Raw genomic sequence first — 15068 nt, 5'->3', positions numbered from 1 at the left:
ATTTTCTACGATAGGGCTAAGGTTTTGAATTTAATAAGCACCTTCTTTTTTCAAAACTACTTTTACTGTCCTCAATAAGATTTCAAAATCTAGTTGCAGTGACCAATTTTCGATATAACTCATATCGAGATTGATTACTTGTTCAAAATCTAGGATGTTTGATCTTCCTGATACTTGCCAAAGACCTGTTACGCCTGGCAGAACTTCTTGTCTGATGAAATGATGGTCTAAGAATTTATCTACGTCTCTAGTAGGTAAAGGACGGGGGCCTACAAGACTCATTTCTCCCAGTAAAACATTAAACAGTTGTGGTAATTCGTCTAAGCTATAGCGACGTAAGAATTTGCCCACTTTGGTAATTCTGGGGTCGTCTTTGATTTTGAAGATAATACCGTCTTTAACTTCGTTTAATGCTTCTAATTCTTTTTGCAGTTTATCAGCATCAGGTCTCATGGTTCGGAATTTCCAGACTTTAAATGGTTTTCCATGTAGACCAATACGTGTTTGTTTGTAGAATATTGGGCCTGGTGAGTCTAATTTAATTGCGATCGCAATCGCTAGATACACAGGAAATGTCAAGATTAAAAACAAAGCTGTAAAACAAAAGTCAAACGATCGCTTAATCCAAAAATCTTTACTAATAATTGTTGGGCAACTAACGCTAAGACAAGGCATCCCACTAATTTTCTGGAAATATACTTGCCTGTCAATTGGTTTTAATTGCGTAGGTATAATGTGAACTGTAATTCCCGAGACTTGAAATAACCAGCACACAAACATTCTGTTTTTGATTGCATCCCAATCAATAAAGACTTCTGTGATTCCTAGCCTGTTTAGTTCTGCTAAAGTTTGCTGACGATTGTACCTGTCTAAGGCACTTGCAGTATCAGTTCCACGAATAATGTAACGCTTTTCGTTTTTGATCAAATTAATAATCTGTTCTTCAGAGCCAGTATCACAAATCAGAAAAACGGAATTACATCCTAATAATTTGCGTTGGCGAAAATATTGTAAAACTATCCCTACCAATAATCTACCTGTGACCACAAAAGTTGTACTCATCAACCAGGAAGAAGTTAATGTCGAGAAACTAAACTCAACAATTGGTCGATATAAAACGCTGCACAATAGTATTAAACCATGTGCAAATGTTAGTGACTTAATAATATTGAAATAGTCATAACGTTGCTTTCCTGGTTGATATGTACCTTGTAAAGCAAGCGTAGCTACTTGAATTAAAACTAAACTAGGAATGAAATTATTTTGTGTATATATGGCAGTTCCAGTATGCTTCGCTAATATCCAAGCTAAAGATAGAACTGCGCAGTCTACTACTATTAATGTTGCAAGCCTGAGCCACCAAAACCCTTTACTTACTCTAAAAAAACCTGAAGCACGTATATCTAAAGGAGTAGAGTTTAAGTTGGTGTTATTTACCTGCGTAGTTGCAATGCCCTGATTACTCATAAAATGGCCTTGTTGTATTTTTAGTGAATAACTGCCTTATGGAATATTAAATTAACCTCTGTCTAAGTTATGTGGTTGAAATAATTCCTCTCTTTGACCTAAAAATTTGGAATGAGTATAAAAACACTTATCTCTGCATCAGACACATAGTCTTGATTTACTTGGGTTCGTTTTATTGTGTATTTAGTTACTTACTTCACTACTTAATTAGTAAATGTATTATATGAAACTTTGTAAATTTACTTGTACGTAATAAATAATACTCTTTGAAGATACAAAGTTTCATATATCAACTATAACTTTACGTAAAATTTATATATTTTTAGATTTATTTTAGATTTATATATAAAAGTTGCTTTCTGATGAATATGAGTGTTAGGTTAGAATGCTAATAAATAACGACTCATAAGTAAATTTTATCATACAGGCAAAATACTTTTGTATTGGCTTTGTGAGGAACTTACTTATTAACGTCTAGGTAAATATTAATTTCCGGTTAAGAAGAAAGTATTGGAATTTGGATACCTCAGTTTTTATCTCATGAGAGAGTAAATTTTGTTGATGAGAATATCTGCATTACTAAAAAGTGTTTTACGAAGTCTGCCATCATAGAGAACATCCGTGAGTTTGTTGTAGCTGGGTTTGTTCGCAAAATTCTATTTTTTAACGCAAGTATTAATCTTAAAAATAATTCGCAAATACACGCTTATACTGATTCAAATGTAAACTTGCGATTCAATCATCTTATATATTTGCAGAGTTGTTGCGATCGCACCAACAATGTTATTACAACGCCAATTTCAGCCAAGAACTGAAAGGTAGGGTAACTAAGAATGGCAAGCATTTATCAGCCAAACCCCAACCGCCGACTCAAAGCCGTCTTGATCTTTGTGTCGATTTGGGTTTTGGTAAGTTTGCTACACTGGCAACCACAAACACAATGGTTCATAGTCGGATTAACCATTGTGCTGACTGGGCAAACACTCAGGATGCTGATTGCCAAACCAACCAAAGCAGTCATTGAAAATCACAACTACTTACCCTATGTAGCGATTTTAGTGCCTGCTAAAAACGAAAGTGCTGTTTTACCAAATCTCATTCAAAATTTATTTCAATTAGACTACCCAAGCGATCGCTTAGATATCTGGATAGTTGATGATGGAAGTACTGATGCAACTCCGCAAATTTTAAAGAAATTGCAAAGTTCATTTCCAGCCCTAAAAATTCATCATCGGCAATCACAAGGTGGTAAATCAGGGGCGTTAAATGCCGTTTTACCGCTTACCCAAAGCGAAATTATCCTGATATGTGATGCTGATGCGGTACTTCCTGGCAATTTTCTGCGGCAAACAGCACCTTTATTTCAGCAAAAAAAGATTGGTGCAGTGCAAGTACGAAAAGCAATTATCAATGCAGATACTAATTTCTTAACTCGTTGTCAGCAGATAGAAATGACTTGCGATAGCTTTTTGCAAACTCATCGCCTAGCTGTTGGGGGAATGTCGGAACTGCGAGGTAACGGGATGTTGGTGCGCCGCCAACTATTAGAACAATGTCATGGTTGGAATGAAGACACAGTGACCGATGATTTGGATCTTTGCTTTAAGCTGTATCTGACAGGTAGCGAAATTGAGTTTGTCACACTTCCTGTTATTCAAGAAGAAGGAGTCACAACCTGGAAAAAACTTTGGCATCAACGCAGGCGTTGGGCTGAAGGTGGCTATCAGCGTTATCTAGATTACTTTCCGCAAATTCTCAACTTAGGCTGGGCTAAAGAAATTGATTTATGCTTATTTTTTCTCTTACAATTTTTATTGCCAATTGGGCTGATTCCTGACCTACTTTGGACAGTATTTTACCGCGATCGCCCAGTTTTATTACCACTCCAAACACTACTTAGCATCATTTTAACAGTGGGGTTCGTTGCAGGACTTTACCAATTGCAAAATTTACGCGGAATATCTTTGCTTTGGGCAACAGTGCAAGGTTCTATTTATATGCTGCATTGGATTCCTGTGATGATTGTAGCGACTTTCAGGATGTGGGTGCAAAAAAAGCGATCGCCTTGGATTAAAACCGACCATTACGGAGATAAACCTTAACTATTTAATGGAGGTTAGCGGACTCGAACCGCTGACATCCTGCTTGCAAAGCAGGCGCTCTACCAACTGAGCTAAACCCCCGTAAAATTAAAATTGTGGTTTAATTTTACCACCTAAAAATTATACCTGAAGATTGTTCCATTGTTAAAGGGATGAACCAAAAAAATACGCAAATTGTTGCAGCACTATATAAATTTGTCAGTTTGCCCGATTTTGCCGAAAAGCAAGCACCTTTGCTGTCTTATTGTCTAGAACAGAACATTAAAGGCACAATTCTGCTAGCTTCCGAAGGTATTAATGGTACAATTGCGGGTCTTCGGCAAAATATTGATGCTGTTCTGGCCTATCTGCGTTCCGATCCCCGTTTAGCAGACTTAGAACACAAAGAATCTTACGCTCAGAACCCGCCGTTTGAACGGATGAAAGTACGCTTAAAAAAAGAAATTGTTACCCTAGGTTTACCAGAAATTGACCCTAACCAGCAAGTTGGCACTTATGTAACGCCCCAAGAATGGAATGCATTAATTTCCGATCCTGAAGTGACTGTGATTGACACTCGTAACGATTATGAAGTGAAAATTGGTTCTTTCCAAAGAGCGAAAAACCCTCAAACCGAATCATTTCGGGAATTTCCTGAATATATTCAACAAAACCTTGACCCCGATAAACACAAAAAAGTTGCTTTATTTTGTACTGGCGGAATTCGTTGCGAAAAAGCCACATCTTTTATGCTGGCGCAAGGATTTGCCGAAGTTTATCATCTTCAAGGTGGAATTTTGAAATATTTAGAGGAAATCCCTGCCGAAGAAAGTTTATGGGAAGGTGAATGTTTTGTGTTTGACGAGCGAATTACAGTTAGTCATGGTTTAGAACCAGGAACTCACGAACTTTGCTTTTGTTGTGGACATCCAATTTCAGCAGCAGATAAAACTTCGCCTAAGTATGAACAAGGTATCTCCTGCCCCTACTGTTTCGATCATCTCACACCCGAGAAACGAATTCGTCAACAAGAAAAATGGCGACAGCATCAACTACAGCAAGCCAAGCAGCAGGAATAAAGGACTTCTAACTACAAGGGTAGGGTGTGGGGTGTAGGGGAAAATCAATGGAGGCTTGTACCCAGTTGGCTACGAGGCAGGGTGTACAAAACATAGCTTTCTCTTCCCCCCCCACCCCAAAGCATTTCCTGTTCCTCGGTATATATATCTAGCTAACGCTAAAGATTTTTTGAAGTCATTCTCTTGCCACATGACTAAATACGACAATTATCGGTATTATTACTACCAAATTTGGTAGATGATGGCTTATATCAAACCTGTTTAATAAATTCTGGTTTCGGAGTTGTAAAAATGTACGACAAAAGTGACATAGAAACACTGATTGAGAATATGAGTTTACCTGATGTACTCAGTATCCTCTCTCAAGTTTGTTACGAAAAAGCTGAACATCTTAGAACCAACTGGCAAGACCTCGAAACTGCTAGAACATGGGAAAAAGTAGGTAGAGCCGTAGGAAAAATCAAGATTAAAACAGATTTATAATTTTAAGTTATCTAAGAACCGGGTTTTTAAAATATATCTCAATTAAAAAAGCACATAGATGCTATTTGACCCGGTACACGATATTTATGCACAAACTAAAATTAGTTAACGCGCTCAAGCATAAATATCTCTTTGATATATCTGACTAATGTCATGGTAGCTTCATTAATAATTGCCCAGTGTAGTTAGTATGCGGCTAACTACACTGGGTCTTCCTCCGTAATTGATTAGGCCAACTAAGGAGGCACAGCATATCATGGCAAATAACTTTGAACATTCGCATCTTCACGATGATATAAAAGACTACCAATCTTTAGAAGGTTTACAGATTCTTGTGGTAGATGATAATGAAGATAGTCTGTTTTTAATGACCGTAATTTTAGAAAATTACGGTGTGCAAGTGACAACAGCAACATCAGCCATACTTGCATTAGAAGCAATTAAAAATTCCAGATTTGATGTTTTAATTTTTGATATTGCTATGCCAGAAGTAGATGGATATTCTTTAGTGCGGAAAGCTAGACAAATGTTGTTATTACAACAAAGGTTAACTCCAGCCATTGCTTTGACTGCTTTAAGTTCTGAAGAAAGTTATAATTTAGCTTTGCTTTCTGGTTTTCAAAGCTATGTCAATAAACCTGTAGATGCAGGTATTTTAATTGCAGAAATCACCAAGCTTGTGCGATTTCCTGATGGAGAAAATCAAGAATAATTCTAATGCTTTCTGGCTAAAGTTAATCCATCTGCAATAGGTAGCAAGCTAAGACTTATACGTGAATCTTGATAGAGTTTTTGATTAAAAGCCCGAATTTTTTTGGTGCGATTATCTTGTACTTGAGGATCTGCTACCCTCCCTGACCATAAAACATTATCAATGGCAATTAATCCACCTGATCGCACTAATTGTAGCGATCGCTCATAATATCCATCATAGTTGCTTTTGTCTGCATCAATAAAAGCAAAATCAAAGGTTTCCGCCTCCCCATTTGCCAAAAATTTATCTAACGTATCCATTGCTGGGCCAAGATGTAAGTCAATTTTTTCCGCTACCCCTGCTTGTTGCCAATAACGCTGTGCGATCGCGGTAAACTCTTCATTAATATCGCAAGCTACTACTTTACCTGTTGGTGGTAACGCCAAGGCAACAACTAAGGCACTATAACCTGTAAATACACCGACTTCTAAAGTTTTCGTTGCCCCCAACAACTGTACCAGCAAAGCCATTAACTGTCCTTGTTCTGGGGCAATTTGCATTCTCCCCATTGGATGATTGGCTGTTTCTTGGCGTAATTGCATCAATATTTCTGCTTCTCTTACAGAGATTGATAGTAAATATTCAGACAAATTGGTTGATAAACCTAGTGTTTGAGTAGTCATACAATTGGAGATTTTTCATTGATTTATAGCGTTTCCTAGTCTGCTGAAGTACAAATTTCTGCGTACCTCTGCGCTTCACTCTGCGACCCTCTGCGTTTCAAAATATTACCTGTACCTCACTTAACTGGGAATCGCTATAATTAGCAGAACTATAATTTTAGCCAAAATCCTAATTTTGATTAATTGATTCTCTGCCGCAAGGTTGAGCCAAATTATGAATCAATTTCCAATTTTGTTCGCAATTGCGAATTGCGAATTGCGAATTGCGAATTGTTTTGGTCAACGGTTAATTTAAAATCATCCAAAATGTAGATTTTAGAATTCAGGAATATCAGCCATTTCTGAATTCTGAAATTTTGGCTTGATTGTGTCTTCCATCAGGAGGATGTGTTAATTATGCACAATTGCTAAATTATGAATAACTGTAAAAATTAATCAATAAAAGATAGAATTATGCCGTCTTCAAAACCATTGCATGGTACAGAATTAGTAGATTGTGCCAGAGCCAACGCCAAGCAAGGAATTGAAACTGCTGCTTTTCAATGTGGCTATGGAGATGATCTCAATACTTTTGCACGGGAACTAAGACAAGCCTGTGAACAAATGAATTTGCAAGTTAAGGAATTAAGCGAATTAATCACAGACCAAGATTTAATATTACAAATAGGTACTGGTGAAGTCGTTGCGCCTGATACAGCTTCAGAATTGTAAAAATTAGGATTTATTAGTTATCACAGTCAATGGTCGATAGACTATTGACTTATAATTTTAAAATTATTCGTGCCAAATTAAAGTAAATTAAAACCCCTAAAACATCCACTGCGGTAGTAATAAAAGGTGCTGACATCAAAGCCGGATCTAAGCGCAAAAAACGAAATAAAAACGGCAATGCTGAACCGGAAACTGAAGCTAAAAGTGAAATAGCAATCAGACTACTACCAACTGCGATCGCAACTTCTATTCGTCCCTGCAAAAAGAACGCCCAAACAGTAGCAATTATCCCTAGCATTCCACCTAATAATAAACCAGCGATCGCTTCTCTAGCAATTACCTGCAATGGCCCAAGCGAGCGGATTTCTTCAGTATTCATCCCGCGAATTACTACTGTTGAAGACTGCGCGCCAACGTTACCGCCAGTCCCCGTCAACAAAGGAATAAATGCAGTGAGCGTTACTACTTTCGTCAAGATATCTTCTTGCGATTTAATAATTGTGCCTGTAACTGTATTAGTTATTAATAATACAAATAACCACACCACCCGTTTACGTGCTACTTTCAGTAAATTCATCTGAAAATAGTTGTCACCGCTAGATTGTACACCACCACCCAAAGCATAAATATCCTTGGTGGTTTCTTCCTCTAAAATATCAATTACATCATCTACAGTCACAATACCGACTAAAAGTTGTTGTTTATCAACTACAGGTACAGCCAAAAAATCATATCTTTTAATGACTCTGGCCACTTCTTCTTGGTCTGTATCTGTACGTACAAACACAACATCACGGGTCATAATATCGCCAATAATTTCCTCCGGTTGGGATGTCACCAAATCTCGTAAAGAAACAATCCCCGTTAATCTTCTTTCGTTATCTGTGACGTAAAGGTAGTAAATTATTTCACTAGCATTTGCCAAACGGCGAATTCGCTCTAGAGCCTGAGAGACATTAATATTTTCTTTGAGAGAAATAAACTCAAGCGTCATAATTCGCCCTGCTGTATTTGGTTCGTAACCCAACAACAAAGCAGTAGCTTGACGTTCTGTAGGACTAAGTTGTTCTAATAAACGGTTGACAACTTTTGCAGGCAATTCGTCAAATAGTCTAGCGCGATCATCCGAAGACATTTGATCGACAATATCTCGGACTTCTTGGCTTTTGAGTTCTTCAATCAGTCGTTCTTGAACACTATAGTCAAGATATTCATAAACCTCTATCGCCTCATCTTTAGACAGCAAACGAAAAGCCAAAGCGTGCATCGCTTCTGGCAAACCTTCAATCGCTTCGGCAATATCCGCAGGTTGTACAGGTACAAGAATTGCCTTTGCTGCTTGCAAGTCAGCTGCTTCTAACAGCATTTGCAATTGAGTCCGTACTAAATCTCGCAATTCTCTACGGGACACATCCTGGAGGGTAGAGTTTACGTTGTTCGCCTCAGTCAATTTCCACTTTCCTCAGCCAGTTTTAATAAGGTTGCTGCCCCTAGTCTAGGGGACAATGTGGTGAGATGAAAGGCTAAAATTGTGATTTTTTCACGAGGGGCTAATGTTAAGAGAGGCTAGGGACTAGGGTTTGTGTTAAGAGGGGCTGGGTAATCAAGTACTTAAAGGCTTCTTAATTTAAATTTGCAAGGGCATTAATATTTTTCCAAACCCAAATACATAAGCTATGTCAGCTGAACCCCTAGTACAGGTTGGCGGAAATAAACAGACCATCTGAAATTGCTAAAAGGCTTGTGGTATCAGTATTCTTTCTTTTTACTTTTGCCTTTTTACTTTTGCCTTGTTGTACTAGCCTCTAGCCCCTAACCCCTAATCAATTTTCTTCCTCATCCTCTTGATATAAATCTTGTAAAGCTTGCAGTTGAGTCTTACGAGAAATCCTGCGATATTTCTTAGTTTCTAGTTTAGGTTCGTATTTAGTTTGCCCTTTCCCTTTAGTTTTTTGCTTTAAAGTTGATTCTGGATCGGCTTGCTGGTTTAATTGGGTTTGACGAGCGATCGCTTCATCCAAAAATTCTAAATAATGTTCATAACGTTCCCAATCACCGCGCACCACACAATCAGGTTCGTCTCGATGCAGACAATCACTAAACCGACAACTCGCCACCGTTAATTGTTTGCGCGCTTCCGGGAAATAATAAGCTAACTCTTCTGGTTGATCATCTAAATCAGGCTGGTTAAAACCAGGAGTGTCAGCTAATAAACCACCACCAGGTAATTCAAATAATTCAACGTGGCGTGTAGTATGGCGACCACGGGCAAGTTTACCGGAGATTTCGCCAACTCGCAAATTAATATCAGGAATGAGGGCGTTAATTAAGCTGGATTTACCAACACCAGAAGGCCCAGCAATTACCGTAGTTTTATGGCTGAGGCGAGTTAATACTTGGGTAATATTAATACTATTTTGAACGCTGATAAATAAGGGTTGATAGCCCCAAATAGAGAGGCGATCGCTAATTTGTTGCTGTTCGGTTGCTGAAATTAAATCACTTTTATTCAAGCAAAGCACTACATCCCAGCCAGTTGATTCAGCCTTCACCAAAAACCGACTCAATTGGTAAGGTTCCAAAGGTGGATCGGCAACAGCAAATACCAGCATAATTTGGTTAACATTAGCGATCGCTGGTCGATCCAATTGCCCCGTGCGGGGTAAAACTTCTGAAATTGCACCGCGTCCACCAGCCCAGTCTGCTTCTTCTACCACGACGCGATCGCCTACCATCACCTGCTGTCCAATTTTTTTTAACCGCGTTCTGCGGGTGCAAAGCAGGAGCGGCAAATGGGAAGACAAGGACAGATACAACGGATATTGATCTGTTCCTTCTCCTTCCTCGTTTTCTACCGCATCAATTTGCACACGATAAAAATTTGCCTGTACAGCCAAGACTGTACCAACTAACTCTCCCGTAGTCGTTATCGTTTCCCCTGTCATTGGCCAGCCAAAGGACGACGGACTAACAAAGAAAAATAGTCAGTGCAGTCTAGAATTTGTTCTACCTGATAACCTGCCATCGTCAAGCTATCAGGAACCTGCTCAATTGGCTCTCCCGGGTCTAGCCATACTTCTAACAAACCTCCTGGCGGCATTTTTTCCAAGCGAAGTTTTGTCCGCACAAAATTCATCGGACAGGGAGTACCGCGCAAATCGAGTTGAGCATCAGGAGTAGATACAGAAGATAGACTCATTACTTAAACAAATTTCCTAAAAACCCTTCTAGACCGCCTTTACCAGTACGATCCCCTTTAATTTTAGCTAGCTTCTCTAGCAATTCTCGCTCCTCTGGAGTGACCTTATTGGGAATATCAATTAATACTGTCAGTAGATGATCTCCGCGACTCACAGGATTACCCAAGCGAGGTACGCCACGATTTTCTAGCTTCATCACTGTATTGGGCTGAGTACCTGGGGGAATAATTAGTTCCACTGGCCCATCGACTGTATTCACTTCCAAGCGACAGCCTAAAATTGCTTGTAAGTAACTCACTTTAATTTCCGACAGAACATTAATTCCATCGCGCTGAAATTCTTCATCCTCATTCACAAATAGGTAGACATACAAATCACCAGGCGGGCCGCCACGTTGACCTGCATCGCCTTCTTGCGATATCCGCAAGCGTGTACCGTTATCTACCCCAGCCGGAATTGTAATTTTCAGTTTTTTGGTAACTTGATTTGTGCCTTTACCGTCGCAAGAATCACATTTATCTTCAATTACCGAACCCGTCCCATTACAGGTAGGACAGGTAGAAACTTGGGTGAAACTACCAAAAGGTGTTCTAGTTACCCGGCGTACTTGACCAGAACCACTACAAGTTGAACAGGTACGCGGCCGAGTTCCCGGCTTTGCGCCAGAACCACTACAAGCTTCACAAGTTTCTAGGTGGGAAATGCGAATTTCTTTTTCACCACCAAAAACTGCTTCCCGAAAGTCTAACTTCAGGTCTAAGCGTAAATCATCACCCCGTACCGGGCCACTGCGTCGTCTTTGCGCTGTTTGTCCGCCCATACCGCCCCCAGCAAAGCCGCTGAAAATGCTTTCAAAGATATCGGCAAAACCACCCATATCGCCCATATCTTGGAAGCCAACACCAGCACCAGAAACACCTTCTGGGCCAAAGCGATCGTAACGTGCCCTGGTTTCTGGCTCTGAAAGTACTTCATAAGCGCGGTTAATCTCTTTAAACCGTTCCTCTGCACCGGGTTCTTTGTTCACATCTGGGTGATACTTCCGGGCTAAACGACGGTAAGCTTGTTTGATTTCTTCTTTGTCGGCGTCACGAGCGACACCCAGAATTTCATAATAGTCGCGGGCCATATAGCAAAGGTAAAAGTTAGAAGGTAGGGATTAGAGGCTAGGGACTAGAGGCTAGAGCCTAGAAACTAGACTTTTTTACTCAGCACTTTTTCAGGCAGAAGGCATAGATTAATTTTTATTAATAATTGATTGTACCTTTTACCTTTTACAAAAATCACCAGCAAGTATGAAGCAAAATTTGCTTTTGCCTAGGAGACGGCAATGCAGAGTTAGCAGATGCAAAAACTCATGACCGCCGAGTTTGTCTCTCTTACAATTGTGCTACGTATTATGGTAAAACCCTGCTTATGAACTAGAGGGGCTAACCGCACCACTAGGTGTGGAAAACCCCCCATTTGGATTACATCGGATCTGTAGTAAAGCACTCTTACCAGTTAAAGAACAAAGTATTCCAGTTAAAAATTTCATACTTCATACTTTACATTTCAGACTTGATCTTTAGTCTATCGCCTCATAATCAGCTTGCGCTGTCATTTCTTCATCAAAATCAAAGTTAAACTGTGGTATGACTGTTCCATTAGCGGTACTGGTTGATTCTGGTGTTAATAAATCTTCTGAAACCTCTTCAAACTCATTGGGATTTTGGCTGTTAGCCCGATTGTAAACATCAGCACCAATAGCAAATAAAGTTTGCTGGAAGTCATCTAAACAATGTTGGAATTCTTGCAAAGAGATGCCAGGGTTAGTCATGACAGCTTGCAGTTGTGCCAGTTTTTCGCTAGCTAAGGCTTTCATCTGCTCACCAATCAAGTTGCCATTATCCTTCATAGTAGATTCGTAGCTGATTAAGAGATTATCGGCTTGGTTTTTCAGTTCAACCAGTTCCTTACGCTTTTTATCTTCCTCAGCAAATACTTCCGCTTCTTGCCGCATCCGTTCGACTTCATTAGCACTCAAGCCACCAGTATTTGTAATGCGAATACTTTGCTCTCTGCCTGTGCCTTTATCTTGAGCCGAAACCTTAAGAATACCGTTGACATCGATTTCAAAGGATACTTCAATTTGTGGCACACCACGGGGGGCGGGGGGAATTCCAGCCAACAAAAACTTACCTAGACTTTTGTTATCCCGCGCCATGACCCGTTCCCCTTGGAGGACATGAATTTCCACCGAGGTTTGCCCATCTATGGCAGTTGAAAAAACTTGGGATTTACTAGTAGGAATTGTCGTGTTACGTTCGATGATTTTGGTGAAGACCTCACCTAGAGTTTCAATACCTAAAGATAAGGGAGTGACATCTAGTAGTAAAAGATTATCAACTTCACCACCCAAAACACCTGCTTGAATGGCTGCACCCAAAGCTACAGCTTCATCAGGGTTGATGGAACGGTCAGGAGTTTTGCCGTTAAAAAACTTAATTAGAGCATTTTGAACGGCAGGAATGCGTGTAGAACCACCAACCAAAATGATTCTGTCTATATCTTGGGGTTTGAGATCAGCATCTTTGAGGGATTGAATCATCGGTTCGATGGTAGCTTCAATCAAACTAGCTGCCAGTTCCTCAAATTTAGAACGGCTAAGTTCCATCTCTAGATGTTTTGGGCCAGATTCATCAGCTGTGATAAACGGCAAGTTAATTGAGGTACTTACCATACTAGAAAGTTCTATTTTGGCTTTTTCTGCTGCTTCTCGTAGACGCTGCAAAGCCATTTTGTCTTGAGCGAGGTTGATTTTTTCTTGCTCTTGGAAGCGTTCAATCATCCAACTGACAATGCAGTTATCAAAGTCATCACCACCAAGTTGATTGTTACCGCTAGTGGCTTTGACTTCAAATACGCCATCACCTAGTTGCAGGATAGAGACATCAAAAGTACCACCGCCCAAGTCAAAAACCAGGATTAATTGCTCTTGGTCTTGCTTATCTAAACCAAAAGCTAAAGCCGCAGCCGTTGGTTCATTGATAATTCGTAATACTTCTAAGCCTGCAATTGTGCCAGCATCTTTTGTTGCTTGCCTTTGGGCATCAGTAAAATATGCTGGTACGGTAATTACTGCCTGGGTGACAGCTTCGCCTAAAAAATTTTCCGCATCCTGCTTTAATTTGTTCAGGATCATGGCGGAAATTTCTTGAGGCGTGTAATTTTTACCGCGAATTTGCACATCAACAGTGTCATCTCGACCTTTGACACAGCTATAGGGGACACGACCACGTTCTTGTTCCGTATCTTCCCAACGACGACCGATGAATCGCTTGATACTGTAGACTGTATTTTCGGCATTAGTTACGGCTTGGCGTTTTGCCAGCTGACCGACCAAGCGATCGCCACCCTTGCCAAATCCCACAATACTAGGAGTGGTTCGTCCGCCCTCAGAATTAGAAATGACAATTGGTTGGCCACCTTCTAAAACTGCGACGCAACTGTTAGTAGTGCCTAAGTCGATCCCAATAACTTTTCCCATACTTACAGTATTTGTACTGAATGCTTTTGGCGTAATTTTGTACGGGATATCTGTGGGCGAGAAATCAAGCGTAAGGGTGTACGTAAAAATGCTGACACCCTCACCGCCTTGCTTCAAGAAATTACAAATCAAAAGTAAAAAGTTAAAAGCGGAATTGATTTTTTTGACTTTTTACCTTTAACTTTTTACTTGAAGTAAGGCAAGCAACAACAGCTTAACTGTTGGCTGAACTCGACTGATCTTCTGGTACAGACGGTGTATCCTCTTGCGGAGCAGCCACCTTAACCATTGCATGACGTAGCACGCGATCGCCTATATAATATCCGCGCACTAACTCTTCTAACACTGTTCCTTCAGGATGTTCATCCGTAGGTTCCCGCATTACTGCTTCATGTAGGTTAGGATCAAACTGCTCACCTTCTGGACGCATCGGTGATACCCCTAAGCGTTTTAAACAATCTACTAATTGTTTATAAACACCTTGATAACTTTTGTGAATTGTCATCTCGCCATCAGTTTGTGGTTTTAAGTGCGCTCTCGCCCGCTCAAAATTATCAACCACTGGCAACAATTCGAGAATTGTATTCCGCTTCACTTGGACATCTAGCTCTTCTTTTTCTTTGCTAGTGCGTTTGCGGTAATTCTCAAAATCTGCCGCAATCCTCATGTACTGACTACTACGTTCTTCTACCTGGGCTTTGAGAGACTCAATTTGTTGAGTTAATTCTGTCAAAGCTGGTGTTTCTGTTTTGTCGCTTGCAGCGAAGTTATCTTCTTGATTGAGCGCAGCCGTATCTCCTGATACATTGCTTGTGGCTGCAACTTGCTCAGTAACCTCGCTGCCAGATTCGTTGGAGTTTATTTGGGCTGGGGAATCGCTCATCATCTCTTGCTTTACCTCTGTTGGTTCACCCAATTGCTGGCTGGTATTGTTTACCTGTTTATTTTCGTCCATCATTGTCTCTTCCAGATACCCTTGATGACAATAAATCACCACAGAGGGAGATATGATTGCCAACATTGTTCTGGAAGTAATATCACCGTCACCTTATTGTGACAAATGGTGAATATATTAGCGTATATCGTCAAAGGACGGGAACCCGAACGACCAAGGATGAAGTGTGAAGTAGAGATTTCATAC

Annotated in this window: 13 protein-coding genes and 1 tRNA gene; 5 read left to right on the top strand and 9 right to left on the bottom strand. The window is 40.1% G+C overall.

The window, feature by feature from the left end; all coding sequences use genetic code 11:
* Positions 1-30 precede the first annotated feature (30 nt).
* Positions 31-1467, bottom strand: a complete 1437-nt coding sequence (locus tag H6G69_RS03060; protein ID WP_190681434.1) for a sugar transferase — start codon at positions 1465-1467, stop codon at positions 31-33.
* 833 nt (positions 1468-2300) lie between these two features.
* Here H6G69_RS03060 and H6G69_RS03055 point away from each other — a divergent pair.
* Complete coding sequence (locus H6G69_RS03055; protein ID WP_190681432.1) at positions 2301-3569, top strand: glycosyltransferase family 2 protein; 1269 nt, start codon at positions 2301-2303, stop codon at positions 3567-3569.
* Positions 3570-3577: 8 nt separating this feature from the next.
* Here the strand turns inward: H6G69_RS03055 and H6G69_RS03050 are convergent.
* Positions 3578-3650, bottom strand: a tRNA-Ala gene (locus tag H6G69_RS03050).
* Between the two features lie 71 nt (positions 3651-3721).
* Between H6G69_RS03050 and H6G69_RS03045 the strand changes: the two genes are divergently transcribed.
* The 3 genes from H6G69_RS03045 (at position 3722) to H6G69_RS03035 (ending at position 5822) form a co-directional block, all read left to right on the top strand.
* Positions 3722-4627 (top strand): rhodanese-related sulfurtransferase, encoded by a 906-nt coding sequence (locus H6G69_RS03045; RefSeq protein WP_190681430.1) that lies wholly within the window; start codon positions 3722-3724, stop codon positions 4625-4627.
* 291 nt (positions 4628-4918) lie between these two features.
* On the top strand, positions 4919-5110 hold the full coding sequence (locus H6G69_RS03040; protein WP_190681427.1) for a hypothetical protein: 192 nt from the start codon (positions 4919-4921) through the stop codon (positions 5108-5110).
* A 256-nt stretch (positions 5111-5366) separates the two neighbouring features.
* Positions 5367-5822 (top strand): response regulator, encoded by a 456-nt coding sequence (locus H6G69_RS03035; protein ID WP_190681425.1) that lies wholly within the window; start codon positions 5367-5369, stop codon positions 5820-5822.
* Between the two features lie 2 nt (positions 5823-5824).
* Here H6G69_RS03035 and H6G69_RS03030 read toward each other — a convergent pair whose 3' ends face one another.
* On the bottom strand, positions 5825-6487 hold the full coding sequence (locus H6G69_RS03030; protein WP_190681424.1) for a class I SAM-dependent methyltransferase: 663 nt from the start codon (positions 6485-6487) through the stop codon (positions 5825-5827).
* A 453-nt stretch (positions 6488-6940) separates the two neighbouring features.
* Here H6G69_RS03030 and H6G69_RS03025 point away from each other — a divergent pair, with 453 nt between their 5' ends.
* Positions 6941-7198 carry a hypothetical protein gene (locus H6G69_RS03025; protein WP_190681422.1) on the top strand — a complete coding sequence of 86 codons (258 nt, stop codon included), beginning with the start codon at positions 6941-6943 and terminating at the stop codon, positions 7196-7198.
* 49 nt (positions 7199-7247) lie between these two features.
* On the opposite strand, the gene mgtE is transcribed toward H6G69_RS03025, so the two are convergent.
* The 6 genes from mgtE to grpE form a co-directional block, all read right to left on the bottom strand.
* Complete coding sequence (gene mgtE / locus H6G69_RS03020; RefSeq protein ID WP_190681420.1) at positions 7248-8648, bottom strand: magnesium transporter; 1401 nt, start codon at positions 8646-8648, stop codon at positions 7248-7250.
* Between the two features lie 373 nt (positions 8649-9021).
* Positions 9022-10143 (bottom strand): small ribosomal subunit biogenesis GTPase RsgA, encoded by a 1122-nt coding sequence (gene rsgA / locus H6G69_RS03015; RefSeq protein WP_190681418.1) that lies wholly within the window; start codon positions 10141-10143, stop codon positions 9022-9024.
* Positions 10140-10397 (bottom strand): sulfurtransferase TusA family protein, encoded by a 258-nt coding sequence (locus H6G69_RS03010; RefSeq protein WP_190681416.1) that lies wholly within the window; start codon positions 10395-10397, stop codon positions 10140-10142. Before H6G69_RS03010 ends, rsgA begins: the two co-directional genes overlap by 4 nt.
* A complete protein-coding gene (dnaJ, locus tag H6G69_RS03005) occupies positions 10397-11527 on the bottom strand; it encodes a molecular chaperone DnaJ (RefSeq protein ID WP_190681414.1) in 1131 nt (376 codons plus the stop codon). The genes H6G69_RS03010 and dnaJ overlap by 1 nt, the downstream gene beginning before the upstream one ends.
* A gap of 438 nt (positions 11528-11965) precedes the next feature.
* Positions 11966-13927, bottom strand: a complete 1962-nt coding sequence (dnaK, locus tag H6G69_RS03000; RefSeq protein ID WP_190681413.1) for a molecular chaperone DnaK — start codon at positions 13925-13927, stop codon at positions 11966-11968.
* A gap of 214 nt (positions 13928-14141) precedes the next feature.
* Positions 14142-14885: a nucleotide exchange factor GrpE gene (grpE, locus tag H6G69_RS02995; protein WP_190682018.1), complete on the bottom strand. Its 744-nt coding sequence runs from the start codon at positions 14883-14885 to the stop codon at positions 14142-14144.
* Between the last annotated feature and the right edge of the window lie 183 nt (positions 14886-15068).

Origin of the sequence: Nostoc sp. FACHB-110 (assembly GCF_014697425.1) — a bacterium.
Lineage (GTDB): Bacteria > Cyanobacteriota > Cyanobacteriia > Cyanobacteriales > Nostocaceae > Nostoc_B.
Note: the sequence above shows the minus strand (reverse complement) of the source record. Positions and strands in the feature narration are given on the sequence as shown.